The 25606-nt window shown below is 41.8% G+C and carries 25 protein-coding genes; 18 read left to right on the top strand and 7 right to left on the bottom strand.

The features are described from left to right. Positions 1 to 3: 3 nt before the first annotated feature. From L7A31_RS11760 to L7A31_RS11750, 3 genes are all read left to right on the top strand, one after another. Positions 4 to 768: an amino acid ABC transporter ATP-binding protein gene (locus L7A31_RS11760; protein WP_290368752.1), complete on the top strand. Its 765-nt coding sequence runs from the start codon at positions 4 to 6 to the stop codon at positions 766 to 768. Positions 769 to 922: 154 nt separating this feature from the next. Continuing rightward, complete coding sequence (locus L7A31_RS11755; RefSeq protein ID WP_237361794.1) at positions 923 to 1582, top strand: Bax inhibitor-1/YccA family protein; 660 nt, start codon at positions 923 to 925, stop codon at positions 1580 to 1582. A 134-nt stretch (positions 1583 to 1716) separates the two neighbouring features. Beyond that, positions 1717 to 2046 carry a TusE/DsrC/DsvC family sulfur relay protein gene (locus tag L7A31_RS11750; protein WP_237361792.1) on the top strand — a complete coding sequence of 110 codons (330 nt, stop codon included), beginning with the start codon at positions 1717 to 1719 and terminating at the stop codon, positions 2044 to 2046. A 25-nt stretch (positions 2047 to 2071) separates the two neighbouring features. Here L7A31_RS11750 and yccX read toward each other — a convergent pair whose 3' ends face one another. After that, positions 2072 to 2344 (bottom strand): acylphosphatase, encoded by a 273-nt coding sequence (yccX, locus tag L7A31_RS11745; RefSeq protein WP_237361790.1) that lies wholly within the window; start codon positions 2342 to 2344, stop codon positions 2072 to 2074. 149 nt (positions 2345 to 2493) lie between these two features. Between yccX and L7A31_RS11740 the strand changes: the two genes are divergently transcribed. Beyond that, the gene (locus tag L7A31_RS11740; protein WP_237361784.1) at positions 2494 to 3687 is read left to right on the top strand and encodes a class I SAM-dependent methyltransferase; all 1194 of its coding nucleotides are present in this window, start codon (positions 2494 to 2496) and stop codon (positions 3685 to 3687) included. A 60-nt stretch (positions 3688 to 3747) separates the two neighbouring features. Continuing rightward, entirely contained in the window at positions 3748 to 4101 is a 354-nt protein-coding gene (locus tag L7A31_RS11735) for a DUF2750 domain-containing protein (RefSeq protein WP_237361783.1), read from the top strand. A gap of 73 nt (positions 4102 to 4174) precedes the next feature. On the opposite strand, the gene queC is transcribed toward L7A31_RS11735, so the two are convergent. Both queC and queE read right to left on the bottom strand, forming a co-directional pair. Next, on the bottom strand, positions 4175 to 4873 hold the full coding sequence (gene queC, locus L7A31_RS11730) for a 7-cyano-7-deazaguanine synthase QueC (RefSeq protein WP_237361781.1): 699 nt from the start codon (positions 4871 to 4873) through the stop codon (positions 4175 to 4177). 10 nt (positions 4874 to 4883) lie between these two features. Then, positions 4884 to 5552, bottom strand: coding sequence for a 7-carboxy-7-deazaguanine synthase QueE (gene queE / locus L7A31_RS11725; protein WP_237361779.1), 669 nt, complete (start codon positions 5550 to 5552; stop codon positions 4884 to 4886). A gap of 155 nt (positions 5553 to 5707) precedes the next feature. Between queE and L7A31_RS11720 the strand changes: the two genes are divergently transcribed. Then, positions 5708 to 6511 carry a Cof-type HAD-IIB family hydrolase gene (locus L7A31_RS11720; RefSeq protein WP_237361778.1) on the top strand — a complete coding sequence of 268 codons (804 nt, stop codon included), beginning with the start codon at positions 5708 to 5710 and terminating at the stop codon, positions 6509 to 6511. A 54-nt stretch (positions 6512 to 6565) separates the two neighbouring features. Here L7A31_RS11720 and L7A31_RS11715 read toward each other — a convergent pair whose 3' ends face one another. The 4 genes from L7A31_RS11715 to prpB are packed head-to-tail and all read right to left on the bottom strand — an operon-like array spanning position 6566 to position 10603. Continuing rightward, complete coding sequence (locus tag L7A31_RS11715) at positions 6566 to 7036, bottom strand: GNAT family N-acetyltransferase (protein WP_237361776.1); 471 nt, start codon at positions 7034 to 7036, stop codon at positions 6566 to 6568. A gap of 14 nt (positions 7037 to 7050) precedes the next feature. Further along, the gene (locus L7A31_RS11710) at positions 7051 to 8502 is read right to left on the bottom strand and encodes a bifunctional 2-methylcitrate dehydratase/aconitate hydratase (protein ID WP_237361774.1); all 1452 of its coding nucleotides are present in this window, start codon (positions 8500 to 8502) and stop codon (positions 7051 to 7053) included. 26 nt (positions 8503 to 8528) lie between these two features. Further along, positions 8529 to 9653 (bottom strand): bifunctional 2-methylcitrate synthase/citrate synthase, encoded by a 1125-nt coding sequence (gene prpC, locus L7A31_RS11705; RefSeq protein ID WP_237361766.1) that lies wholly within the window; start codon positions 9651 to 9653, stop codon positions 8529 to 8531. A gap of 56 nt (positions 9654 to 9709) precedes the next feature. After that, positions 9710 to 10603, bottom strand: a complete 894-nt coding sequence (gene prpB, locus L7A31_RS11700) for a methylisocitrate lyase (RefSeq protein ID WP_237361759.1) — start codon at positions 10601 to 10603, stop codon at positions 9710 to 9712. 368 nt (positions 10604 to 10971) lie between these two features. On the opposite strand from prpB, the gene L7A31_RS11695 reads away from it, so the two are divergent. From L7A31_RS11695 to tssH, 12 genes are all read left to right on the top strand, one after another. Further along, positions 10972 to 12954: a type VI secretion system Vgr family protein gene (locus L7A31_RS11695; RefSeq protein WP_237361757.1), complete on the top strand. Its 1983-nt coding sequence runs from the start codon at positions 10972 to 10974 to the stop codon at positions 12952 to 12954. Beyond that, positions 12954 to 13532 carry a DUF6931 family protein gene (locus L7A31_RS11690; protein ID WP_237361755.1) on the top strand — a complete coding sequence of 193 codons (579 nt, stop codon included), beginning with the start codon at positions 12954 to 12956 and terminating at the stop codon, positions 13530 to 13532. The genes L7A31_RS11695 and L7A31_RS11690 overlap by 1 nt, the downstream gene beginning before the upstream one ends. Next, positions 13529 to 13831, top strand: a complete 303-nt coding sequence (locus L7A31_RS11685; RefSeq protein ID WP_237361753.1) for a PAAR domain-containing protein — start codon at positions 13529 to 13531, stop codon at positions 13829 to 13831. The genes L7A31_RS11690 and L7A31_RS11685 overlap by 4 nt, the downstream gene beginning before the upstream one ends. A gap of 625 nt (positions 13832 to 14456) precedes the next feature. Beyond that, positions 14457 to 15815, top strand: coding sequence for a type VI secretion system protein TssA (locus L7A31_RS11680; protein ID WP_237361752.1), 1359 nt, complete (start codon positions 14457 to 14459; stop codon positions 15813 to 15815). 25 nt (positions 15816 to 15840) lie between these two features. Beyond that, positions 15841 to 16362: an Hcp family type VI secretion system effector gene (locus L7A31_RS11675; protein ID WP_237361750.1), complete on the top strand. Its 522-nt coding sequence runs from the start codon at positions 15841 to 15843 to the stop codon at positions 16360 to 16362. A gap of 18 nt (positions 16363 to 16380) precedes the next feature. Next, positions 16381 to 16884 (top strand): type VI secretion system contractile sheath small subunit, encoded by a 504-nt coding sequence (tssB, locus tag L7A31_RS11670; RefSeq protein WP_237361748.1) that lies wholly within the window; start codon positions 16381 to 16383, stop codon positions 16882 to 16884. Further along, on the top strand, positions 16884 to 18362 hold the full coding sequence (gene tssC / locus L7A31_RS11665) for a type VI secretion system contractile sheath large subunit (protein WP_237361746.1): 1479 nt from the start codon (positions 16884 to 16886) through the stop codon (positions 18360 to 18362). Before tssB ends, tssC begins: the two co-directional genes overlap by 1 nt. 48 nt (positions 18363 to 18410) lie before the next feature. Next, the gene (locus L7A31_RS11660; RefSeq protein WP_237361740.1) at positions 18411 to 19805 is read left to right on the top strand and encodes a type VI secretion system contractile sheath domain-containing protein; all 1395 of its coding nucleotides are present in this window, start codon (positions 18411 to 18413) and stop codon (positions 19803 to 19805) included. Then, positions 19806 to 20231, top strand: coding sequence for a GPW/gp25 family protein (locus L7A31_RS11655; RefSeq protein WP_237361738.1), 426 nt, complete (start codon positions 19806 to 19808; stop codon positions 20229 to 20231). Beyond that, positions 20224 to 21975 carry a type VI secretion system baseplate subunit TssF gene (gene tssF / locus L7A31_RS11650; RefSeq protein WP_237361736.1) on the top strand — a complete coding sequence of 584 codons (1752 nt, stop codon included), beginning with the start codon at positions 20224 to 20226 and terminating at the stop codon, positions 21973 to 21975. Before L7A31_RS11655 ends, tssF begins: the two co-directional genes overlap by 8 nt. A gap of 31 nt (positions 21976 to 22006) precedes the next feature. After that, on the top strand, positions 22007 to 22933 hold the full coding sequence (locus L7A31_RS11645) for a type VI secretion system baseplate subunit TssG (protein ID WP_237361734.1): 927 nt from the start codon (positions 22007 to 22009) through the stop codon (positions 22931 to 22933). A 47-nt stretch (positions 22934 to 22980) separates the two neighbouring features. Next, a complete protein-coding gene (tssH, locus tag L7A31_RS11640; RefSeq protein WP_237361733.1) occupies positions 22981 to 25590 on the top strand; it encodes a type VI secretion system ATPase TssH in 2610 nt (869 codons plus the stop codon). The last annotated feature ends 16 nt before the right edge of the window (positions 25591 to 25606 follow it).

The raw sequence follows: 25606 nt of genomic DNA, 5'->3' as shown, positions 1-25606 counted from the left end.
ATTATGACACAAACAACTAATCTAGATTCATCAGAGCCGATGATTCAAATTCAAGACATGAACAAATGGTATGGTGAGTTTCACGTACTTAAGAACATTAACTTGAACGTTCGTAAAGGCGAAAAAATTGTTATCTGCGGCCCCTCAGGCTCTGGAAAGTCAACGATGATTCGCTGCATCAATCGCCTTGAAGAGCATCAGAAAGGACATATTTTTGTTTCTGGCAATGAGCTAACAGAGGACTTAAAGAATATTGAAGCAGTGCGTCGTGAAGTCGGCATGTGTTTCCAGCACTTTAACCTATTCCCTCACCTAACCGTTTTAGAAAACTGCACATTAGCTCCAATTTGGGTAAAGAAAATGCCTAAGTCGGAAGCTGAAAAGATAGCGATGAAATATCTAGAAAGGGTAAAGATTCCAGACCAAGCTGAAAAATTTCCGGGGCAGCTTTCTGGTGGTCAGCAACAACGTGTAGCAATTGCACGCTCACTGTGTATGAATCCACAAGTCATGCTGTTTGACGAGCCGACTTCAGCACTCGATCCTGAAATGGTTCGCGAGGTGCTAGATGTTATGGTCGAGCTAGCAGAAGAAGGTATGACAATGCTTTGTGTAACACACGAGATGGGGTTTGCAAAAGAAGTTGCAGATAGAGTGATATTTATGGACGCTGGTGAGATAATTGAGGAAAACAACCCGGTTGAGTTTTTTGAGAATCCTCAATCAGATAGAACACAAAACTTCTTGGCTCAAATTCTACATCATTAGACCATAAATTTGGCATAGATGCGCTAACAGAGCACAGATGTTATATCGTGTTACACATTGCGAGAATCTCGTTTTAACAAAAGACTTGATTTTCTGAACTTTCAGCCCCATAAATGTACATAATTATATATGAATACCTTTCACGAGGAAGACTATGAATAACATGTATACTCGCACTTCGACCCAACAGCAAAGTGCTCTGCAAACCAACAAAGTTTTGCGTAACACATACGCATTGCTTGCAATTACGCTAATTTGGTCTGCAATGGTTGCTGGTGTCACTATGGCGCTAAACCTCCCTAGCCCTGGCATAATCATTATGCTAGTCGGCTTCTACGGCTTACTTTTCCTAACAGAGAAAAACCGTAATAACGGAATGGGATTAGTATTTACTTTCCTATTTACTGGCTTCCTAGGGTATACCGTTGGCCCACTGATCAACATGTATGTAGGTGCTGGCATGGGTGACATCGTGCTAACAGCTCTAGGTGGTACTGGTTTAGCATTCATCGGTGCATCAGCATACGCTCTTACAACCAAGCGTGACTTATCTATGCTTGGTGGTCTGATGTTGTCTCTATTTGTTGTACTGATTGTTGGTATGATTGCGAGCATCTTCTTGCACTCAACAGTTCTGCACCTTGTGTTGAGCAGCTTGTTTATCATCTTCTCTACACTAGCAATTTTGTATACCACTCAGGGCATTATTCGCGGTGGTGAGACAAACTACATCTCAGCGACTATCACTTTGTTTGTGTCAATCTACAACATCTTTATTAGTTTGCTAAGCATTCTTGGTATTACTAGAGACTAACGTTCTCCTTAGTAATAACGAATTTAAAGCCTGACAGTTTAATATTGTCAGGCTTTTTTATTCTTATACTATTGAGATCTGGGATAACTCTCCGTACCCTACATTAGTTAAAAGTCACAAAAGCAATCAATCACATGTTTGTATACAACGGTAAACAAATCGAAACAGACTCTCAAGGCTACCTTCTCAACTATAAAGAGTGGGAAGAAGGTATGATTGAGATCTTAGCGCTAGAAGAAAATATCGAACTTACTGATGCTCACCTAGAAGTCGTTCATTTCGTCAGAGAGTTTTATGAGGAGTTTAATACTTCTCCTGCAGTTCGAATGCTTGTGAAAGCAATGGAAAATGCACACGGGCCAGAAAAAGGAAATAGTAAGTATCTTTTTAAACTATTTAAGAAAGGGCCAGCAAAGCAAGCAACCAAATTAGCAGGCTTACCTAAACCAGTGAAATGCCTCTAGTAGTAATCCTGTAGCAACTCATACGCTACAGGATCTTAAACCCTTTATATTCCTTCAAATCCGCAGCACCACGTACAACATTATCAACCGTAGCCGTTCTCGGACCAACCGTTAACCATTGAGCCATTTTGCTTATCTGCTCTTCTGTACCGCAGACCACAACTTCTACGTCTCCGTCATTTAAGTTTAATGCGTATCCAGTTAGCCCAAGTAGCATTCCCTGATGTACTGTGTGGTAACGAAAGCCCACACCTTGTACGATTCCGGATACCGTAAATTTTTCGCATTTTTTTGTCATGGTGTCACCTTAACCACTGAGAACTACGCCTAATTAAATGGTAACTTTCACCATAATATCCGGTCCATCGATTTTTCTTGATTACATTGCAATTTGGGATCAGTTACAGGACAATGGCGCCCCACTATTGAAATGTATAGAGATCATCAATGCCAGCTATTTACCTAGTTAAAGGCCGTGACAAGTCAGTCCGTAGAAAACACCCTTGGATATTCTCTCGTGGTATCGCTAAAGTAGAGGGTAACCCGCAACTAGGTGAGACAGTCGATGTGTTATCTCACAATGGCGAGTGGCTTGCTAAAGCTGCATATTCTCCTAATTCTCAAATCCGAGCTCGAGTTTGGACAACTGAGCCTAACCAAGATATCGACCTCGGTTTTTTCATAAAACGTATTAAAGATGCTCATTTAGTTCGACAAGAAGCAATTGCCCGCTCAAATCTTACCGGATTTAGGTTAATTGCAGCAGAGTCTGACGGGCTTCCTGGTATAACGATAGATAAATATGATAATTATCTGGTTTGCCAACTTCTTAGTGCAGGAGCCGAGTTTCAAAAGGATGTCTTAGTTCAAGCACTCACCGAAGTTTTTCCAAACTGCAATGTGTATGAGCGCTCAGATGTGGCGGTACGCAAAAAAGAAGGCTTAGAAGAAAGAGTCGGTGTTCTCCACGGTGATGCTCCACCCAATTTCACTACTATCAATGAAAATGATCTAAAAATACTGGTTGATATAAAAAATGGACATAAAACAGGCTTTTATCTTGACCAAAGAGACAGTCGTATAGAGTCAATGAAGTACGTTGAAAACAAAGATGTCCTCAACTGTTTCTCGTACACTGGGGCTTTTGGTCTATACGCTTTAAAAGGTAACGCAAAGCGCGTGATTAATGTTGATGTGTCTCAACCCGCTCTTGATACAGCAAAGCAAAATGCAATAGAAAATGACCTAGATATCAGTAAAAAAAGAGCAGTATTTCTAAATGCTGATGTTTTCCAAGTTTTGCGTGAGTATCGAGATCAAGGCACCACATTTGACGTCGTGATTATGGATCCACCGAAGTTTGTTTCCAGTAAGCAAAACTTAACTTCCGGAGCTAAGGGTTACAAAGACATCAATATGCTTGCCATGCAAATATTGAAACCAGGTGGCACTCTACTCACCTATTCTTGCTCAGGCCTCATGGACACCAGCTTGTTCCAAAAAATTATTGCCGATGCCGCACTGGATGCGAAACGCACAGTTAAATTTGTCGAACGTTTCGAGCAAGCGGCTGACCACCTGACGGATAGTGCATACCCCGAAGGTTTTTATTTAAAAGGCTTTGCATGCAAAGTTTTGTAATGTTTTTGTATACCAGTACTGCTACTGTTTAAATTATATCAGCGAATAAAGAGACACTTCATGAGTAAACTTACTGACGATATCCAAGCAAATTTAGAATTGTTTGTTGCCGATACTAAGTCTAGCCAATTAGTTTGGGGACTAAAAAACGAAGATGGTTGGCTTTCATGCGAATCCACTGAGTTTGAGAACAGCGAAGTCATGCCATTTTGGTCTTCTAAAGAAGATGCTTCAATGCACGCTGTAGAAGAGTGGGATGAGTTTGAAGTGCTAGAGATCCCATTAGATATTTTTGTAGAGGATTGGCTACTGACTTTAGCCGAAGATGGCGTTCTTATCGGTACAAACTGGAACGCACAGCTTGATGGAAAAGAAGTAGAACCTGAAGAACTAGCTAAGCTATACGCTAACTAGTTAGATTAGGTTTACAATCAAAAGTGGCGCTTTTCAGCGCCACGATATTTCTTTTTAGCAGAATAGTTTAAGCCTAAACCGAACCACTTTGCTGCTTTTTCTTAACCTGTTCTAGTACAGATTCTCTATTGTTTACAAAGTTGTCCAACCCTGCTTTTCTTAGCAAACATGCCGGACACTCTCCGCAACCATCACCAACCACTCCGTTGTAACAAGTTAGCGTTTTTTCACGAACATAAGAAAGAGCTTGATACTGATCAGCTAAGGCCCAAGTTTCGGCTTTATCTAGCCACATAAGTGGAGTTTCAATCTTTAATTGCTTATCCATACCAAGAACAAGAGCAGTATTCATTGCTTTAACGAACTCATCTCTGCAATCTGGATAACCTGAAAAGTCGGTTTCGCACACACCTGTGATAACAGTATCTGCGCCAATTTGATAAGCGTAGATTCCCGCCAACGTGAGAAACATGATATTTCGCCCAGGCACAAATGTATTTAAAAATCCATTTTCTTGTAGCTCGTGAGAAACTTCTATGTTGTCTCTTGTCAATGAGCTTGCGGCAAGCTCACCTAGCATATTGACGTCCATAATTTTATGCGCAGACACACCAAGTTCTACCGCGATACTTTTCGCAACTTCTATCTCTAGTTTATGGCGCTGGCCATAATCAAACGTGATTGCATGGACTTCATCATATTCATCCAGAGCCTTAACAAGGCACGTCGTAGAGTCTTGTCCTCCACTAAACACGACAACCGCTTTATTCATTACACTGTTCCTAAGCAATATTTAAATATTTGTGTGTTTGTATAGATAAGCGCCAGTTTCTTTCAATACATGTCTGAATGCACAAACTGGTCGCTCGATCTTTTTGGCTGATAGGCTGTAAAGTGATTTCAACGCTATCTTCTAACTCGACTCTAGACAATAGTTCGTCAAGTTGCTCAATATCTTTATCAGTAGCAACCGGATGTTTGATTTCATTTGCTCGCTCTAGTGCAGCATTCAATACAGGTAGTTTACCTTTCATTGCCACTTTTGGTGACACTGTCACCCATGTACTAGCGGTAGCTAAAACCTCAGACGTACCACTTGTTTCGATCTGGCAGCGACAGTCAATTGCCTCAAATGCTTCCGTCAAAGCAGTAAGGTCATATGTACAAGGTTCACCACCTGTAATTACGATATGTTTCGCTGTATAACCGGCCGCTGAGTATGCGTTGACGATGTCTTGAGCCGATACACTGGACCATGAAGGGGAATCTTCATTTTTGTTTAAGACTTTTTCAAACTCTACATTGTCTTTGGGCTCTGCATCCCAAGTATGCTTCGTATCACACCAAGCACACCCAACCGGGCAACCTTGCAAGCGCACGAATACCGAAGGAACGCCTGTAAACACGCCTTCTCCCTGAATAGTCTGAAACATTTCATTAATCTTATACAATTTGGAGCCGATCCTAATCACATATATTATTTTGAGAACCGTGACATTAAATGAGTCGGCACTGCAGGTCAAATTAATCTGTTCAATGTTTTTAAAATCATTAAACTCGATAATTAGTAGGCTCTGTTTTCCCGTTTATTTTTATTGGAGAAGTTATGTATAAGCTAGTCGCCCTCGACATGGATGGCACACTACTCAACTCAAGCAAAGAAATTACCCCTAGAACCAAACAAGCCATTGTCAAAGCACGCGAAAAAGGCGTAAAAATAGTCCTTGCTTCAGGTCGCCCTTTGGAAGGAATGGACTCGTTTTTAAACGAGTTAGGAATTGGAGGAGACAATGAATACGTAGCGTATTTCAACGGAAGCATGGTCAATGAGTTAGGGTCAAATAGCAACATTTATCAACAAACACTGGATGGTAAAAGCGCGAAGGCTATTCATTCTCTCGCGAAACAACTTTCATTACATTGCCACGCATTCAGTACTCTTCATGGCGTCATCACACCAAAAGCAAACCCTTATACCCAGCTAGAAGCTACAGTAAATGACATTTCGGTGACTGAGTTTAACTTTGACACTCTAACAGATGGCCATCCCGTAATTAAAGCAATGGTGGTTGAAGAAGAAGCGAAGCTGTCTAAAGCTATTCCTCTAGTGCCAGAACACCTCAAAGAACAATTTAATGTAGTCCGAAGTTCCCCACACTTTCTAGAGTTTTTAAACCCCAAGAGTAGTAAAGGACATGCGCTAGAAGCGATTTCACAACATTCAGGCATAAAACTTAGTGAAATGATAGCAATCGGAGATGCTGAAAATGACAATCATATGATTGAACTCGCTGGCTTGGGCGTCGCTATGGGAAATGCTATGGAATCAACCAAAGCTGTAGCTGATAAAATTACACTATCCAATGAACAAGAAGGTGTTGCAGAGATCATCGAAAAATACGTGCTGTAATCTTGTAAAGTGAATAAAATAGAAAAGGCGCTTTCGACGATCAATCAAATAACGTCAGAGCGCTTTTCTCAACCAATGTATATGACTAGAAAATAGCTGACTTTGGTAAAAGTTCTGAGCTGGCTTATTGAACTCCCACACTTCTACGAAAACTTGCTTTACACCATAATCTTCGAAGCTACGTTCAAGTTTAGCGACTAAAGATTTAGCTGCCCCTAGCTGGCGATATTCCGTCTTCACGTATAACTCATCAATACTGCCCATCTGCACCGGTTGGCTAACTTCTGATACCAACTCACAAAAGTGGCCTGTGATGAACCCGATGATAAGTTCACCTTCTTTAGCAACATATACAAGCCTTTCAGGTGTATTTAAGTAAGAAGCGATATCTTTACTTTTCGCCACTTCATCAGCAGGTTTAAAGTGCTCTGGGCATTGCTCATGATGCTCCTGATGCAACTCATACATTAACGTATTCAATTGTGTCAGGTCTGAAGGTTGTGCAGGAGCAATAGTCAATGTCATTCGAATTAGGCTCTTTATTTATTTTCTAACATAGCCATAAACTCATTTACGGGCATATGCTCAAACTCTTGGTGATTCTTACATACACTCATAATGCGTTCCACTTTTTCATCAGAAAATAGAGTAGCAAGGTTGTGCTCCAACTTCGCTTCAAGCACAGGAATGCCTTCGGCCCTTCTTCTCCTATGACCAATAGGATATTCAACACAGACTTCATCTGTCGATGTGCCGTCAGTAAAGAAGATCTGCAGCGAGTTCGCAATCGACCTTTTGTCCTGCTCAAGATATTCACGAGTAAACCGCGGCTCCTCAAGCACTTCCATTTTATCTCTTAGCTCATCAATCATTGGCTGGTTTAAATGAAAGCTGTCTTCATAGTGATCTGCAGTTAGGCCACCTGTTATAAGAGGGACGGCAACCATGTATTGTAAGCAATGGTCTCTATCTGCTGGGTTCGCAAGCATTCCCTTTTTTGAAATAATACGAATCGCGGACTCATGTGTCTTGATTACAATTTTCTGAATATCATGCAATCTTTCTTTAACCTGGCTATGCAACTTGACAGCACACTCTACTGCTGTTTGGGCATGAAATTCAGCAGGGAAAGAGATCTTAAGCAAAATGTTTTCCATAACGTAGCTTGAATAAGGGCGATTAATTTCAAACCTCTTGCCCTTAAATTGAACATCATAGAAGCCCCACTTCTCAGCAGAAAGGACGGAAGGAATACCCATTTCTCCTTTTAGGGTAATTAACGCAAGCCGTACAGCTCTTGAGGTTGCATCCCCTGCAGCCCAAGATTTGCGTGAACCCGCATTCGGGGCATGTCTATAGGTCCGTAATGAGCATCCATCTACCCATGCTTGAGATAGCGCATCAACAACTTGCGAGCGACTACCGCCTAACATTTTTGTCACTACGGCAACTGAAGCAACACGCACCAGCAATACGTGGTCAAGCCCTACCCGGTTATAACTATTTTCAAGTGCTAAAACACCCTGTATTTCATAAGCTTTTATCATCGCAATGAGAACGTCTCTCATCGTCAATGGCTCTTTGTTATTAGATACCGCTATTTGGCTAAGATAGTCTGCCACAGCTAATATCGCACCTAAGTTGTCAGAGGGGTGCCCCCATTCAGCTGCGAGCCATGTATCGTTAAAGTCAAGCCAACGAACTAAGCAACCGATATTGAAAGCCCCTGTCACGGGGTCTAATTTATAGCTAGTTCCCGGCACACGGCACCCATTCTCTGTAATCACCCCTGGAACTAAAGGCCCCAAATGCTTCGTACACTCTGGGAACTTAAGTGCCAAGACTCCACAACCCAACGCATCAATAAGGCAGTTTCTCGCAGTATCAAATGCTTCAGCCGAGCAGATCTCACTATCCATTACGTAATCCGCAATATCGACAAGTACTTGATCTGGAGATGGACGAACGTTCATATCAACATTTTGGCTCATTGACTTATCCTTATAGTTTTAAACCGCTATCGTTTTTCAATTGGAACCCAAGATTGCAATTCAGGGCCGATATATTCCGCACTTGGGCGTATAATTCGGTTGTTTGCGCGTTGCTCGAAAATGTGCGCCGTCCAGCCAGTAACTCGACTCATGACAAATATTGGTGTAAATAATTTAGTGGGAATATCCATAAAATGATAAGCAGAAGCATGGAAAAAGTCCGCATTACAAAATAGTCCTTTTTCCCTTTTCATCACCGCTTCGACTCGTTCGGATACCGCATATAGACGTTTGTCACCGACATGATTCGCCAGTTTCTCCGACCACTGCTTGATTACATCATTCCTCGGGTCAAACTCCTTGTAGATCGCGTGACCAAAACCCATTATCTTTTCTTTTTTCGACAACATATCTAGGATATTTTTTTCTGCTTCATCAGGACTCTGCCAATCTTGGATCATTTCCATCGCAGCTTCATTTGCGCCACCATGTAGATTCCCTCTCAAAGTACCAATTGCAGCGGTAACGCACGAATGAATATCTGAAAGTGTCGAAGCACAAACTCTGGCTGCAAACGTAGAAGCATTAAACTCATGTTCGGCGTACAAGATTAATGAGCAATTCATTACTTGCTTAAACATTTCTGAAGGCTTCTTATCCCCTAACATCGACAAAAAGTATCCAGCGATGCCTTCCTCAGACTGATCATCAGTCTTAATACGCACACCGTCGTGGCTAAAGCGATACCAATAACAAACAGCTGCTGGAAATACAGAGAGCATTTTTTCCGCATGATCAACTTGCTTTGAGAATTCGTGTTCTTGCTCCAAGTTGCCTAACACAGAGCAGGATGTTCTTAGCACATCCATTGGGTGTGCGTCGGCTGGTATATTTTCCAGTACAGTCACGAGGACATCGGGCAATCCTCTATGTGATTTCAAATTTTGCTTGAATTGCTTTAGTTCAGAAACATTTGGCAAATACCCACGCAATAAAAGATATGCAACCTCTTCGAACTCTGCGTTCTCTGCCAAATCAAGGATATCATATCCTCTATAGGTCAACCCTGTTCCAGCTTTGCCAACGGTACAAAGTTCTGTTGTGCCTGCAGTTTGACCTCTAAGTCCGGTACTTTGGTGCTCTTTTTCCATGTAAAACTCCTCGGTGTAGAAGTTAATTGGTCTTGAGTTATTGTTGTGTTTCGCTACTACTTAGAAGAAAACAAGTTGTCTAACTTGAGTTCATATTGATGGTAATCGAGGTGCGTGTATAACTCTTCTCGAGTTTGCATCTCCGATAAAACTTGCTGCTGCGAGCCTGATTCCAAGAGCTTCTGGTAGACATTTTCCGCCGCTTTATTCATAGCTCGAAAAGCACTAAGCGGATACAGTGCCATATTCACGCCACAAGAAATGAGCTCTTGACGATCATATAAAGGTGTTTGACCAAATTCTGTTATGTTTGCGAGTATTGGAATATGACGCCCAATAGCAGAATCGATTTGTTGCGAAAAAGCTCGGTATTGCTCCAGAGAGGTCATCGCTTCAGGAAATAACATATCCGCCCCAGCTGCCACATACGCCGCAGCTCTTTCGATAGCTTTATCGAAACCTTCTACGGCTAGGGCATCGGTTCTCGCCATAATGACAAAGTCCTCGTCAACACGAGCGTCAACTGCTGCCTTAACTCGATCGACCATTTCCAATTTTGTGACTAATTCTTTGTTCGGCCTGTGACCACAACGCTTCTGGCTTACTTGGTCTTCAATATGAACAGCAGCAACACCAGATTTTTCCATCTCTTTAATTGTTCTAGCAATGCTAAATGCACCGCCAAACCCTGTATCGATATCAACAAGCAAGGGTAAATCACAGGCATTTGTTATACGGTTTACGTCTGATAGAACATCATTGAGAGTTGTGATTCCGAGGTCAGGTAATCCAAACGAAGCGTTGGCTACTCCACCACCAGAAAGATAAATCGCTTTGTGGCCCACATTTTTGGCCATCATCGCGCAATACGCGTTAACCGTACCAACTATTTGAAGTAAATCATTCTTCGCGACTTCCAATGTGAATTTTCTGCCGGGACTGAGTTCCATGTCGTAACCCCTTCAATTAACATATGATGACATAAGCTTATACATAAACTTCCTAACCGCGACTCTTTCGAGCAAAGATACATTGAATGGATATAGGCTGCATTGCAATCTATGTATTCTCACTATTCGATTGGTAAAGTGTTTACAGGTAGATTTGTATACCACATCACACAAATTGACTTTAAAAACCGCAAACTTACATTGCGGTTAATAAAATGATTTACGTTACTATAATTAAGTCAAGTTAACGCGTTAAAGTCACAAGCATTTTTACTTATTCAATGAGCCAAACTCGTTAAGAAAGTATTTTCAGTGCCATACCCTAGATATGCTAAAACGGGTATAAATACAATAACTAGGATATATGTATGTCTGATCAGTTTTCCGCTTCAGCCAGTTCTATTTCTGCCAAAGACTACAAAAGCAAAGAGCACCGCGTGACTGATTTCTCTGTCACTGAAGAGCTGTCTAAACCTTTTAAAATAGTTCTTACTCTTGTATCAAGCTCTTTCGAAATCAGCTCTCAAATCGGGCAAAAGTTAACTGTTAATCGATATGACAATGAATCTGGTAGCCTCAAGTTAACACGAAGCTACAACGGTATAATTACGAATATCCGTCAAGTCGGACTGGATGAGTCATTACAGTATACTAGCTATGAAGTGACAATGAGACCTTGGTTTTGGTTACTTAAACATACTCATTCTTTCCGCGTATACCAAACTCAGTCAACCAAGGATATTGTGTCTGATATCTTTTCCTCTACAGGGTTTAGCGGTTCATTCAAAGTAAATAGCCTCCCTTCTACAAAAAGAGAATACTGCCTTCAATACAACGAGTCGGACTATGACTTTGTATCTCGGCTTCTTTCAGAAGAAGGAATCCATTACTACTTCGAGCACAGCGATGGTGACCACACGCTTGTTTTGCAAGATGCACAAAACCCCTTTAGCAAATCTGACATATCAAAATTTGACATGACAGAGACACGTACGGGCTCTAACCCAATCATCGAAAAATGGATGCCAACTTCTGACTTTCACGGTGTGAGTATTGAGCTGAGTGCTTATGATTACTCGCAAACAAAACTAGTTTCCAGTAAGGCTAGTAAATCTAGCAACTCTGTTGGCAATAACTCAAAACTCGCTTCTGTTCATTACCCCACTTTAGGTATAGTCGGTGATACCTCTGATTTAGCCAGCAACTTAGTCAAGCGAAGAATTGCCCAGATAGAGCAATGCTATAGCCAAGTCGCTGCAACTTCAGAAAATGACTACTTTTTTGTAGGTACGACTTTTTCCTTAAATAGCCACCTAGACAAATCTCAGCTCGGAGACTTTTTGGTGGTCAAGATGCACACACAGTACAATGCTGACAATACATGTAGTAGTGAAGTCGAGCTTATCTCAACATCGACACCGCACTATCCCGAAGTCCTGCCAAAGCAAAAAGTTCATGGTTTACAAAGTGCTCTAGTGGCAGGCTCCACAGCCGGTGACATCAACCAAGATGAGCAAGGCCGAGTGCGAATTCAGTTTCATTGGGATACCGAAGCTAGCGGAGACAAAACCAGTTGTTACGTACGGGTAGCACAAATGATGGCTGGAAGTGGATATGGAGCTCAATTTATTCCGCGTGCTGGTCACGAAGTATTGGTGGCGTTTATTGATGGCGATCCAGATCAGCCAATAATTACTGGCAGTGTGTACAACAGTAAAAGTGCGCCACCTTACGCCGAAGCAAACGCAACCAAGACAGGACTGAGTACTAAATTAGACGGCTTAGCGAATGAGCTTTACTTCGACGATAAGAAAGACAACGAATTAATTTATTTACACGCCACCAAAGACTTAACTCAAGAAATTGAGAACAACCACACTGATACAATCAAAGGTGAGTACAGCCAAACTGTTACCAAACAGATGGCGATTTCTACTGAAGACAATTACTCCTTGACCTCTAGCAAAGATATAACCGAGAAAGCTAAAAACATTACCATAGAAGCAGATAGCTCCATTGAGCTCAAAGTCGGCTCTAGCAAAATCTCCATGTCTTCTTCTGCTGTTTCAATTGAAGCTACTAGCATCACAGTTAAAGCCAGTAACGCCCTAAGCTTGCAAGGAACTACTGTAGAGAGTAAGGCAACATCTTCCAACAAAATTTCAGGCGCAACAACCGCTCTTGAAGCTCAAACATCAAACTCAGTAAAAGGTCTGAGTGTAGCCATAAAAGCAGACACGACCCTAAGTGCAGAAGGCTCACTAAGTGCAGAATTTAAATCCGGTCTAAAAGGTACATTTGATGGTGGCGTTCTTGGAGAGCTAAAAGGTGCAATAGTTAAGGTTAATTAATGATTTACAAAAAAATACCATATAAAACTGGCTTACAAATCCTCAATAGATTTAAGGCAAGCGATGAGGCAAAAGAACTCATTTCTGAGGACATGTCTGTACCCGATTCAATTGATGTACTTAAGCAAGAAGAGTTGAACTTTGACCTAGTACAACTACTTGCTCACGGCCTTCCCGTTCGAGAGTCAATTTGGTGGGCATCGTTGTGTCTCGATATCCGCATCAGTGAATGGTCACCTTCTCAGGTTCAATGTATTAATACTGCTAAAGAATGGGTTAAAAGCCCTGGTGAAGAACTGCGTAGAAAGGCTGAATTGTTTGCCAACCGACTTGAACAAAATTGCGGCCCTTCATGGCTGGCGCAAGCCGTCTTTTGGAATGGTTCAGGTAGTATTGTGTCAGCAGATCTTCCTGCTGTTCTCCCTGACCCAAACTTATATGCTAAAGCCGTGTCGGGGGCCATCAATCACGCAGCGGCTCTCCCTCAATGGGAAGGGACAAACAAATACTATCAGCAAGCTTTCTCAATGGCGCTAAGTATAGCGACAGGAGGAAACGGCAAGGAGGTAGAAGAGTGACGTTACCAGCAGCTCGTTTAGGGGACATGCATGTTTGTCCCATGCAGACTCCTGCGGTTCCCCCTATCCCTCATGTTGGAGGACCAATCGCAGCCCCTGGGGCCCCGACCGTATTAGTTGGCAATGTACCAGCGGCTACCATGGGTTGCATGTGTACTTGTGTAGGACCACCGGATTCAATAGTAAAAGGTAGTGCTACCGTTCTATTTTGTAGTACCCCAGCAGCTCGTATGGGAGATACGACCGCGCATGGTGGTTCGATCGTACTCGGTATGCCTACCGTTCTCATTGGCGGTTAATAAATAACCGCCATATATAATAGCCAACATATTCATTAGTTTATAAGTAAAAAACCAAACCAGATTAGTTATTAACCCTACTTTAACTTATTAACTTATATATTTATAACTGTGGTTGATTGAGAAATATACCAACAACGAATCACTCAATAAATATAAATAATACTTTTGGCATGCTATCGATATCAATGAGAATGCAACTAGCTGCATTCCACGATATTCCTGACAAAAGTTATTGTAAAAAAAGCAAAAAAATTATTAAACCAGAGCTTGTGGTACATGTTGACTAAGTCGGTGATTTTTATCTCAAACCAGTAAATTTCACCTTCACAAATAATGACGAGTCGCACATAAAGCTTTCCGGCAACATTCAATTTATCTAAACGTTGCTATACTGTGTTATGTGATTTTTGCATTAACAAAATGTTTCTAATTTGTATGCATGACAAATTAGATTTGGCGGTTATTATAGAAAAACGTGGTTAAGGAAAATCAAGTTAACAGACCCAGCTTATCTCTTTGTTAGAGCAGTAGCTTTAATTTATGAGCCTTTGGTGCTCAATGGTACACAAACCTAACATTAAGTAAATACATCAAAAGTTTAACTATTTAAGATGGAATGTCTATGATAGATACGGAGAGCTTTTTGGCTCCAATTTCTGGCGATGAGCCTTGTGGAAGCTATCTTAAGCTAGATAGAAGTGCATATCGGGGAATTAGAAATGCATACAACGCAGCACAATCATCTTTTCGACAATTAGTTGAAACTCCTGATGCTGCACATGACGAGACCTTGCTAGACAATAATTCCAGCAGCTGGGGACAGTTAAGGGAAGTCACTGAAGAAGCTTTACTTAATAAGACCAAAGATCTAGAAATTTTGGGTTGGTTTATAACAAGCCAACTTTTTACAAGCACTCCATTCGAGAACCTCGCTAAATCAGCAGGTTTAATTGGTGGTTTTGCCAGCGCTTATTGGAGCGACCTGAATCCAAAACCTCCAGTAGAAAAACTTAAAGCAGCCGACGACAGCGGAAGAAACAAAGAGTGGGCTGAATTCCGAATTAAGCCACTGCTTCAACTCGTTGGCGAGTCGAACGAGTCGACATCTATTTACGTCCCCTTACAAATGTTACCAGTGATAGGCGACATTACTTATGGCGACTACTTAAGGGCGGAAAAAAATGGCACTTTACCATCTTTAAAAGAGCAAGCTAGCGCTTCGTATTCAAGTGATTGCAAACAGACGCTACTTTACCTTTCTGAGGCTTATCTCAACCTACAAGAATCGGAAAAAATCATCTCCGAAAAATGCAATGAGGATGGAGCGACAGCTGTAAGTTTCCGGTTCATAAAAAGCAATATTGAGGAGATTATCAAGTCTGTCCAGTACCTTGTAGGAGAGAAAATACGACCATGGCCGCTTGATTCAAATTATCAACTTGCGTCGCAACAACCAGCAGCAGAAGAAAGCTTGAGCACGGAAAGTGGGAATGACAAAGCTCCAACGAACTCGCCTGATAGCGTTCAGCCCAATAATACAACTACAACTCAACAAACTGTTGCGGTTAATGCAATTGCCGCCGGTGAAATTGTCAATAGAGACCACGCTTTTAAAGAGCTCAGAAAAATCTCTGAATATTTTAGAGACACCGAACCTCACAGCCCTATTTCGTTTCTTTTAGAACGAGCTATTCGTTGGGGATACTTATCCCTACCTGAACTGTTTGAAGAAATGATTGGTAGAGAAGGTTCAGCGCTTGGCCAAATAAATCAATTAACAGGCATGGACAATTTGGATGTTGTGGATTTAGCAAATATCTCCATACATGACAGTCCTATGCGTCATCGAAATTCCGCGTCTGACTCTTCGGGTTCAAACGCAGAAAGCAAGTCTGATGGGTCAGTTGGCTCTTCAGGACCAAAAAGCAGTACAGAAGAACCATCTACGTCATCTGGAAGCACTTCAGATTTCGAGTGGTAATCAATAATCTACTAAGGAGATTAACATGGCTTCTATTTTCATGAGAATAGACGGGGTAACACCAAAAGGCGCTGCTACAGTCGAAAGTATCGGTGGTAAATCAGGTTTCTTCGCTATTGATAGCGCCTCTTGGTCAGCTGTACGCGGTGTAGGTATCGACGTAGGTAACGCAAATAATGCCGACCAAGGTATGGTTGCTTTAGGTGAAATCAACGTTAGTCGCGCTTGTGACGGTGCCTCACCTTATATCACTTCGTTTTTATACGCACCTGGTGGTGAAGGTAAGACAGTTGAAATCGTCTTTACAAAACCTAACCGAGAAGGTGGTGGTGCTGACCCATACCTTATCGTAACTCTGACTGCGGCTCGTGTATCTAGCTATAACATGGGCGGAAGCGATGGTTCACTACCAAGCGAAAGCTTCAGCATGACATATACTATAGTATCTAACGCTTACTACTATGAAGAAGAAGGCGGTAAGATCACTAAAGGAGCAGAAGTTGGTTTTGACGCTACTACTGCAAAAGTTACCTCAGTAGCAAGCTAACGGATTAGGAGAGTCACCATGGCATTAAACTCCCAACACAAACGTGTAAGTAAGAACCGTGTAAGTATTACTTATGACGTTGAAACTAACGGCGCGTTAGAAACCAAAGAGCTCCCATTCGTTGTTGGGGTAATTGGTGACTATTCCGGCCATAAACAAGATAAAGAAGACTTAGAGGACCGCACCTTCTATAACCTCGATAAAGATAATTTCGATACAGTTATGAAGCGTGTTGGTCCTGAATTAACATTGAAAGTTGACAATGTTTTGGCCGATGACGATAGTCAATTTGAAGCGGCTTTGAAGTTTAGCTCAATGAAAGACTTTAAGCCGGAAGCGATCGTTGAACAGGTAGAGCCACTAAAAAAACTGGTCGAGACCCGTAACCAACTCAAGACATTGCTTTCGAAATCTGACCGTTCTAGAGATTTAGAAAAGCTTCTAAAAGAAGTGTTACAGAGTGCTGATACCATTAACACTTTATCTGAAGAGCTTGGAATCAAGAAAGAAGGAGATGAGTAATGAGTGCAGAAACCGAAAACCAAGGCCAAGCAGAAGCTGCTGAAGGCTCACTAAGTTTTTTGGATCGCGCTATTAGCGCCACTACTCAAACTCCTGCTGACACTACAAAAGAGCTTTTCTCAGTATTAGCAGAACAGGCTCTCTCTGGTACTGTCACGTGGGACAATAACGTAACTAAAACAATTGAAAATGCCATATCTGAAATAGATAAAAAGCTATCACAACAGCTTTCGGCAGTTATGCAACAAGATGATTTCCAAAAGCTCGAAGGTTCTTGGCTAGGGCTTCAGAAATTAGTCAAAGAAAGTGATTTGGGTGCCAGCCTTAAGATCAAAATGGTTGATTTCTCCCAAGACGAACTATTAGAGCAATTCGAAGACGCCCCTGCAATAGATAGAAGCCCTCTCTTCAATGCATTGTACCAAGATGAATTTGGTACAGCTGGTGGTGAACCATATGGCACTTTTATCGGTGACTATGAGTTCAGTGCGAAAGATGAAGACGTCGCTCTACTGCGTTATATGGGTGAAGTAGCAGCAGCTTGTCATTCTCCATTCATTGCAGCTGCAAATGCTCAAATGTTTGAATTTGATGATTTCACTACGTTTGACGAGCATAAACCTGTCGCTGCTGGCTTCGATTCTGCTGCATACGCCGCTTGGAACTCATTCCGAGAAAGTGATGACGCACGTTATGTGACTTTGACTTTGCCAAGAACAATGGCACGCTTACCGTATGGTGCAAAAGGCTTAGGTACTGACCTCTTTGAATACGAAGAGTTGGATGTAGACATGGACGGCAGTCCTAAACCTAAAAATAATGGCGAGCTAGTTTGGTCAAACGCAGCTTACGACCTTGGTCTGAAAATGACTCAAGCATTTACTGCTTTCGGTTGGTGTACGGCAATTCGTGGTCTGGATAACGGTGGTAAGGTAGAGAATCTACCAAACCTAACTTATAAGACTGAAGCTGGCGATCTCGTTCAGCAGTGCCCAACGGAAGTCAATTTGACAGACGAGCGTGAGAAAGAGTTGAGTGACCTAGGCTTTCTGCCATTAGTTCACTATAAGAGCTCTAACTATGGTGTCTTTATCGGTGGTCAAACAACACAGAAACCAAAAACCTATACTGACCCAGATGCAACAGCAAATGCTGCCATCTCTGCTCGCCTACCATACATAATGGCTAGTGGACGTATTGCACACTACTTGAAAGTTATGGGTCGTGATTGGCTTGGTTCTAACTTAGAGGCGGGAGATGTACAAAATCGTCTGCAACTATGGATAGACCAGTATACCAACTCTGGCGCAATTGGTAATGAACAGAGGTCGAAAACACCACTTGCTGAATCTGCAATTTCAGTAGTAGAGCAACCTGGCAAACCGGGCGCTTATTCTGCTGTAGCGCACTTAAGACCTTGGCTACAACTTGAAGAACTGACTACATCTGTTCGAATGGTAGCCAAAATTCCAGGTTAATAATAACAATGAAAGTGACACGGCCGGAGCAATCCGGCCGTATTTTCTATGCAACTAAACAGTCTATGGCTACAAGCTTTTGTTCAACTTGACAGTGAAGACGATGCTTTTATGCATGAGGCATTTTCTTTACTCGGCGAGCTTGATAAAAACATACTCAATGGACCGTACCAAGCGCGTTCAGCTATCGCACGGCTCATAGCTAGACTTGATAGAATACTTTCAATACAGCTCGATAGTATTCTGCACCACCCTGATTTTCGAAGATTAGAACGTAATTGGTTAGGCTTAAAAGGTTTAGCATCCCTACCCGTCAACTACCAAAAAACAAAATTGAAAATGCTCAATATGAGTTGGCAAGAAGTATCTTCCGATGTAAATCAAGCATATAACACTCGCAGCAGCTCGCTATACAATAAAATTGGCAACAAAGAACTGAATACTTTGGGCGGCCAACCTTTTGGGTGTATCGCATTTACTCACTCCATATCACTTGAAATGGATCTTGATGCTGATTTCGATGATCTGTTTACTTTAGAACTTATAGGTAGGCTCGGCGAAGCAACACTTTGCCCGATGATTTTTTCTCCCGGCCATGATTTTTTTGTCAATAATGACGCTGATTGGCTTTCAGATGTAGAACGTATCGAGAAAATACTAAACAGCGCAGACTATCAAATTTGGCAAGATTTACGAGCTAAGCCTTACTCAAGGTTTCTAGGCATGGCGATGCCTGAAATATTAGTAAGAAGCAAATATGAAAACGTCAAAGTAGGCTTTATTTACAATGAGTCCGGCTCTGGCCTATATGGCAAAGCAGTATTTCCTTTTCTATCGACGGTAATGCGAGAGCACCATAGAGTAAGTTGGTTTGGTTTTCTCAAATCTCGCTGGAATGATAAAAGACAAGGCGCCGTTATCAATTTACAAAGCAAAAAGCTTGCTTGTGAATACTTAGAGTCACCACAAACAGACGTTAGCTTGTTTGGTAACTTGTCAAATTTTTATTCTGAACAAGGCTTTATGCCACTGACTAAAAGCCCATTAACCAACAAGTTCTATTTCAACGGTAACAACTCCATCTGGTATAACAACGGTGGCGACAATGACAAAGTGCTATGTCAAATTCAAACAACGATGATGTGTTGCCGTGTAGCTCACTATTTGAAAACCCAAGTTAGGGAAATGATTGGTAGCTTTAACAGTGCTACAGAATGTGAAAGTTTTCTCACGCGATGGATTGAAAAATTTACGAGTAACGTAGCATTTGCTAATGAAGAAACTCTATCCCGATTTCCACTTAGCTTTGCCACAGTTTCGGTTACTGAATCAGTGGTAGAGCCAGGCAGTTACGCATGCACTGTAAAGATTGCACCTCAATACCAATATGACTACTTCAATGGTGAAGTGATATTAACCACAGAACTAAATGAGACGGCATAGATGAGCTTTTACAACACATTTCTATCAGAAGCCAAGTCTAGCCAGGACTCTAGAATAATTGACGATATTAGATACAACTTGACCAAGTTATTTGAAAGCGAAGCGTCCCTTATCGAATTTGATAATCGGCTTATCGAAATTAGCCGTTCCAACTATCGCTTTGGCATAGAAGACTCTCAGATTCTCAGTTCAAGCCTAGAACCAACGCAACTCGCGGTACGAATCTCAAACCTAGTATCTACATTTGAGCCCCGGTTAAATAATGTCACTGTTGAACTCACAGATAGAAAACCGGGGGAAAATGCGATTGCATTTAATATATTAGCAACAGTCATTACTGAGTTTGGCGAAAATGAACTTGTCTTCGAGTCAAAAATAGCTCTCAACAATTTGGCGACGACTATAGAGGAAGACAGCTATGACTGATCCCTTATTAAGATATTACGAACAAGAATTAGCTTTTGTTCGACGCTCGCTCGGCCAATTTGGCAACGACCACCCTACTCATGCAGAAAATTTAAATATTCACCAAGGGAAAATTGACGACCCAAACATTGCTCGCTTATTAGACGGTGTAGCCCTCCTCAATGCGACAGTAGTAAAACAACTGTCGGATCAGCTTCCAGAAGTGATCGAAGGGTTGCTTGGTGTTCTCTACCCTTCCTACATTCAAACTGTTCCAAGCGTCGCCTATTTACAGTTAAACACTGAAGATGAGCCAATTGAAACGGCAACTCTTCCATCCGGTTCTCAGTTCGTTGGAAGTGTGAACGACTTCGAATGTACTTTTAGTACTGTAGACGAACTCAAAATTGCTCCATATTTTATCACCGACGTTTCGGCGCTAAGCGCCCCGTTCAACTTTAATCGACCAAAGGAGGCCGAACAAAGTTCTGCAGTCATACAAATTTCTTTGTCGACGGGCGATCCCGAGTTATTTTTTAGACACCTAGACCTCGATGATTTAGACATTTTTGTCCAAGGCTTTGAAAATAATGCAGACTCTTTAGTTGAGCTTCTACTAAGCAATACCACATGTATTTCAATATCAGACAAAGAATATAACGAACATATCACCATCGACAGTCAGCGCCTTAAAAATCGTATCAGTGATATGAGCTTCAAGTTCTTGCCAGAGCACGGCAACCAATTTTCTGGCTACCAGTTAGTGAGTGAATTTTTCTTCTTTAAAGAGAAGAGGCAATTTTTCCGGCTTAAAGGCTTTCATGAATATACACAGAGATTAGATGCCAGTGAAATAGTCATCAATTTGTTTATGTCCGGACTGCCATCTGAGTTTATGCGCCTTTTCAACAAGAACGTTTTCAAGTTAAACGTTATTCCTGCGATTAACTTATTCAAACACACTGGAGAACCAGTTAGCTACGACCAAAGACAACTGACTATTCCCGTCAATGCAGACTCTCACAGTGAAAATCACGTTGAGATTGTTGAGATACAAGAAGTCTATGAAATCACCCCAACAGGTGAAAAAACACTCACTCCAGTATTTAAAGAAAAATACCACACTGACAAGACCTGTGACTCATGGCAATCCAGTCGTGATTTTAACGGGGATTTCAGACTTTCGATTTCTCTAAATAACCAAACGGGCGCAGAATTCAATAAACTTTACGGCACACGCCTATTATGTACAAATGGCAAACAAGCTTGTGGCATTGATGACGTTTTAGAGTGTCAAGAAAACATTGATCTACCAGGCGACTTCTCGACTATCTATCCTCCATCGGCACCTATTGATAGAGAAAGAGATCAAAATGTGCATTGGCAGTTTATCGGGCTGATGAATTGTAACTTTTCTTCATTACTGCAAGCAAATAACCCGGCAGATACCCTCAAACAAATGCTGAGCTTATGCAGTCGAGAGCAAGTCCCAGCTTCTGAAATTCAACTGATTCGCTCAATAGAATTCAAGTCACAAGTTGCAGCCATTCGCATTCTCGGCCAAAACGTTTTTTCTCCAGGGACAGAAATTGAAATCACTCTCGACACATCGGGCCCTTACCTTGCGTTTAGCGACGTGTTAAACAGGTTTTTCCAACAGTTTTGTAGTTTTGATCGATACGTTCAGCTAAGAATTCGAATTTATGGTCGCGATGGAATTGCAAGAGAGTACCCTAAAATTCATGGCAGTCAGCAGTGCCTGTAATAAAAAAGATATAAAGTACGGATAGCATAATATGAGCTTCGTTAAGGACTTAGCAATACAACCTAAGCGCTATGACTTCACTCAAGCGATGAGGCTACTTTATCGTTTGAGAAAACATAGCCCAAACAATATTGAGTTAAAGCTAAAAGCCGAAGCTATGCCTACTGGCAACCCTGAAGATATTCAGTATTTTTCGCTAAAAAATAATACTGCCAAACTCAGGTTGGCAATGACCGCTCTTTCTGGCGTAAAGGGGGTGATTCCAAATTATATATACGAAGAGCTTCTAGGGGCTCTTCACCGTGAAGATCATGCTCTAAAAGACTTTTTAGACGTCTTCAATCAACGTCATTTTGAGATAACTTATCGAGCAAACATTAAGCGGTGGTTACTGTTAGAGCAAGAGCAAGCACCTTACCTTGTTAGCTTACTGGACAATATCGCCAGCCTAGATACTAGTTATGACTTTTTGCAGTATGCCCTGTTACTTAGTAAACCAAGCCGAAGCCTTTCTGTGTTGAATCAAATTATAAACGATTATTTTCCGTACGAGACTAAGATCGAGTGTAAACCTCACGAGCGTCGCCAATTGCAACTGAGTTCGTTAACACGCCTGGGTACATCGGAACAATACAACAGTAAAATCGGCCAAGGCTTCTTGATCGGCAATACTTGCCTAGCTCAGTACCATCACCTTCAATTATTTATAACCCCCAGGTCCAGAAGGGAATTTGAAGAAATTCAAGCGGATAGTGCTCTTGCACCTTCCATGCTGGAGTTGACCCAACACTATCTACGAGATAACACACCAATCTCGATATATTTAATAGTTAAACGCTCTTATTTAGAGCGGCCAGTGCTTTCAGCAGACGCATCGAAAGCTGCAAGATTGGGAGAAGTCGATTGCCTTGCTCCTGAGCGTAACCCAAATGAAACCGTAAGAATATTGCTTAAATAATAGATACTAAAATCTAAACAGCTTATCGAGCTAGAAGGAGCATTAACATGACGCAAGTAACCTTAACAAATCTGGTGGGAAAACTGTCTCCAGAGCTAAAACAAGCTTTGGAGTCTTCTGCAGGAGCTGCAATGAATCAAGGCGTTGCTGCGATTGAAGTGGAACATTGGTTATTGCAACTAATTTCTCAAAATGACGAAAAGCTTGTCGCCTTATTTGACTCTCAAAAAGTCTCACAAGACTCAGTCGTAAATGAACTAACAACGAAAATCGCTCGACTTGTTAAAGGAAATGAAGGCCAGCCTACATTGAGCCACGCTTTAACAGAACTTATCAAAGATGCGTGGATGATTGCATCGGTTAACTACGGTCATGGCCAAATCGTTAGCCTTCACTTGATACAAGCGCTAATCCAACAAAACGTGCTAGGTGTTAATACGTTAACGTTAGAAAGCTTAGAAAACGTGTCACTTGAATCTCTACAAGGCCTGATAAGCAAGACACCAATTGCCAGAGCAACAACCAGTGGTGGCTCTGGTGGCTCCCCAGACACCACTCCTAGTGGTAATGATGCTCTAAGCAAGTACACCATCAATCTTACGCAACAAGCTATCGATGGCAAAATCGATCCTATTTCTGGACGTAATGCTGAAGTGCGCAAAGCAATCGATATTTTATGTAGAAAAAGACAAAATAACCCAATTATTGTCGGTGAACCTGGCGTTGGTAAAACGGCCATCGTTGAAGGTCTGGCTCTAAGGATCGCAGCAGGTGATGTTCCGGGAGCGGTACAAGGTGTACAAATTCATTCGCTTGACCTTGGTCTGCTTCAGGCTGGCGCAAGCGTCAAAGGTGAATTTGAAAACCGTTTAAAAGATGTCATCAACGAAGTCAAAAACTCAGATGTTCCAATCATTGTATTTATTGATGAAGCGCACACGCTTATTGGAGCTGGCGGTGCAGCAGGACAAAATGACGCTGCCAACTTGCTAAAACCAGCACTTGCTCGTGGCGAATTTAAAACAATTGCTGCAACTACATGGGCTGAGTACAAAAAATACTTCGAAAAAGATCCCGCACTTACCCGTCGTTTCCAATTGGTCACATGTGAAGAGCCAAACGCAGAAGATGCTATGCAAATGCTTAGAGGAATCGCAGCTTCTTTACAAGATCACCACGGAGCGTTTATTGCGGAGTCGGCTATTGAAGCCGCAGTTAATCTATCAATCCGTTACCTACCAAGTAGACAACTGCCAGATAAAGCGATCAGCTTGCTTGATACTGCTAGTGCTCGTATTGCTCTTACCCAAGGAGCAAAACCAGAAATTATTGAAAGTTTAGAACAAACAATACGCTATCAAGAAAACGAAAAAGCGGCGTTAGAAAAAGAAGAAGCGCTTTTTGGTAACAGTGCAGCACTTATTAAAGAGATAACTAAAGAACTTGAAGCAAACACAACCAAGCTATCTGAACTGCAAGAGCGTTGGGACAAAGAAGTTGAGCTCGTTGATCAAGTCAAAGCCGTTCAGCAAGACATTACAGAGCAACAACTTGAAGGAAATGTCGATAAGACGAAACAAGATCAACTCAACAAACTTCTAGATCAGCTCGATGAGCTGCAAGGCGAAGAGCCACTAGTCAACGCGATGGTTGACGACACGACTATCGCTCAAATTATTTCAAGTTGGACAGGCATTCCTGTCGGTAACATGATGAGCGATGAAATCGCACGACTTCTCACCCTAGAAGATGAGTTAAATAAACGCGTTATTGGTCAAGATGTAGCGAAACAAGAGCTAGCCAAAGCGATCCGTATTTCTCGTGCAGGCCTAACTGATGCACGAAAACCTATTGGTGTGTTCCTAATGTGTGGACCAAGTGGTGTGGGTAAAACCGAAACAGCAATGGCACTTGCGGAGCAGCTATATGGTGGAAACAACGATTTAACAGTTATCAACATGACTGAATTTAAAGAAGAGCACAAAATATCAATGCTGCTTGGCTCTCCTGCTGGATACGTCGGATTTGGTGAAGGCGGTGTTCTAACGGAAGCGATTCGTCGCAACCCATATTCCGTACTATTGCTCGACGAAATGGAAAAAGCTCACCCCGGTGTACATGATCTCTTTTATCAGATTTTCGACAAAGGCAGCATTAAGGATAGTGAAGGCAGAAATATCGACTTCAAGAACACCATTATTATCATGACTTCTAACGCAGCTGACCAAGCGATATGCGATGTGTGCGCTGAGTCATCAGAGAAAATTGATAATGATGAGTTACTTGAGGCAATTAGGCCTGACCTACAACACTACTTCAAGCCAGCTTTCCTTGGCCGAACAACAATTGTTCCTTACTACCCTCTTAATGATGAGGAGCTTAGCAGGATCACCGAGATAGCTCTCAACCGTATTAAGAAAAAGATCGCCGAGCAGTATCAAGCTAGCTTCACATGGGATGAATCATTCATCGACTACGTAGTAAGTAAAAATACTGACCCTACTACTGGCGGTCGTGCTGTTGAACAAATCATTAATCGATCGCTCATGCCTAGGCTAGCGGAAGAGTGTATTGGCCGTTTAAGTAGAAAAGAGCCTATCACCCAAGTTGTTGTCACTGCGGCAAACAATGAAGACTTTGACTTAAGCATAAAATAATCAGGGCCCAAAAGAG

It is taken from the genome of Vibrio marisflavi CECT 7928 (assembly GCF_921294215.1).
GTDB lineage: Bacteria > Pseudomonadota > Gammaproteobacteria > Enterobacterales > Vibrionaceae > Vibrio > Vibrio marisflavi.
The sequence above is the reverse complement of the archived record's forward strand: the minus strand, read 5'-3'. Positions and strand labels throughout refer to the sequence as shown.

What these genes read in the sequence shown, in the direction of transcription:
- L7A31_RS11760 (WP_290368752.1), top strand. Translation starts at nt 4, where the DNA reads ATGACACAAACAACTAATCTAGATTCATCAGAGCCGATGATTCAAATT.
- L7A31_RS11755 (WP_237361794.1), top strand. Translation starts at nt 923, where the DNA reads ATGAATAACATGTATACTCGCACTTCGACCCAACAGCAAAGTGCTCTG.
- L7A31_RS11750 (WP_237361792.1), top strand. Translation starts at nt 1,717, where the DNA reads ATGTTTGTATACAACGGTAAACAAATCGAAACAGACTCTCAAGGCTAC.
- yccX (WP_237361790.1), bottom strand. Translation starts at nt 2,344, where the DNA reads ATGACAAAAAAATGCGAAAAATTTACGGTATCCGGAATCGTACAAGGT.
- L7A31_RS11740 (WP_237361784.1), top strand. Translation starts at nt 2,494, where the DNA reads ATGCCAGCTATTTACCTAGTTAAAGGCCGTGACAAGTCAGTCCGTAGA.
- L7A31_RS11735 (WP_237361783.1), top strand. Translation starts at nt 3,748, where the DNA reads ATGAGTAAACTTACTGACGATATCCAAGCAAATTTAGAATTGTTTGTT.
- queC (WP_237361781.1), bottom strand. Translation starts at nt 4,873, where the DNA reads ATGAATAAAGCGGTTGTCGTGTTTAGTGGAGGACAAGACTCTACGACG.
- L7A31_RS11720 (WP_237361778.1), top strand. Translation starts at nt 5,708, where the DNA reads ATGTATAAGCTAGTCGCCCTCGACATGGATGGCACACTACTCAACTCA.
- L7A31_RS11715 (WP_237361776.1), bottom strand. Translation starts at nt 7,036, where the DNA reads ATGACATTGACTATTGCTCCTGCACAACCTTCAGACCTGACACAATTG.
- L7A31_RS11710 (WP_237361774.1), bottom strand. Translation starts at nt 8,502, where the DNA reads ATGAGCCAAAATGTTGATATGAACGTTCGTCCATCTCCAGATCAAGTA.
- prpC (WP_237361766.1), bottom strand. Translation starts at nt 9,653, where the DNA reads ATGGAAAAAGAGCACCAAAGTACCGGACTTAGAGGTCAAACTGCAGGC.
- prpB (WP_237361759.1), bottom strand. Translation starts at nt 10,603, where the DNA reads ATGGAACTCAGTCCCGGCAGAAAATTCACATTGGAAGTCGCGAAGAAT.
- L7A31_RS11695 (WP_237361757.1), top strand. Translation starts at nt 10,972, where the DNA reads ATGTCTGATCAGTTTTCCGCTTCAGCCAGTTCTATTTCTGCCAAAGAC.
- L7A31_RS11690 (WP_237361755.1), top strand. Translation starts at nt 12,954, where the DNA reads ATGATTTACAAAAAAATACCATATAAAACTGGCTTACAAATCCTCAAT.
- L7A31_RS11680 (WP_237361752.1), top strand. Translation starts at nt 14,457, where the DNA reads ATGATAGATACGGAGAGCTTTTTGGCTCCAATTTCTGGCGATGAGCCT.
- L7A31_RS11675 (WP_237361750.1), top strand. Translation starts at nt 15,841, where the DNA reads ATGGCTTCTATTTTCATGAGAATAGACGGGGTAACACCAAAAGGCGCT.
- tssB (WP_237361748.1), top strand. Translation starts at nt 16,381, where the DNA reads ATGGCATTAAACTCCCAACACAAACGTGTAAGTAAGAACCGTGTAAGT.
- tssC (WP_237361746.1), top strand. Translation starts at nt 16,884, where the DNA reads ATGAGTGCAGAAACCGAAAACCAAGGCCAAGCAGAAGCTGCTGAAGGC.
- L7A31_RS11660 (WP_237361740.1), top strand. Translation starts at nt 18,411, where the DNA reads ATGCAACTAAACAGTCTATGGCTACAAGCTTTTGTTCAACTTGACAGT.
- L7A31_RS11655 (WP_237361738.1), top strand. Translation starts at nt 19,806, where the DNA reads ATGAGCTTTTACAACACATTTCTATCAGAAGCCAAGTCTAGCCAGGAC.
- tssF (WP_237361736.1), top strand. Translation starts at nt 20,224, where the DNA reads ATGACTGATCCCTTATTAAGATATTACGAACAAGAATTAGCTTTTGTT.
- L7A31_RS11645 (WP_237361734.1), top strand. Translation starts at nt 22,007, where the DNA reads ATGAGCTTCGTTAAGGACTTAGCAATACAACCTAAGCGCTATGACTTC.
- tssH (WP_237361733.1), top strand. Translation starts at nt 22,981, where the DNA reads ATGACGCAAGTAACCTTAACAAATCTGGTGGGAAAACTGTCTCCAGAG.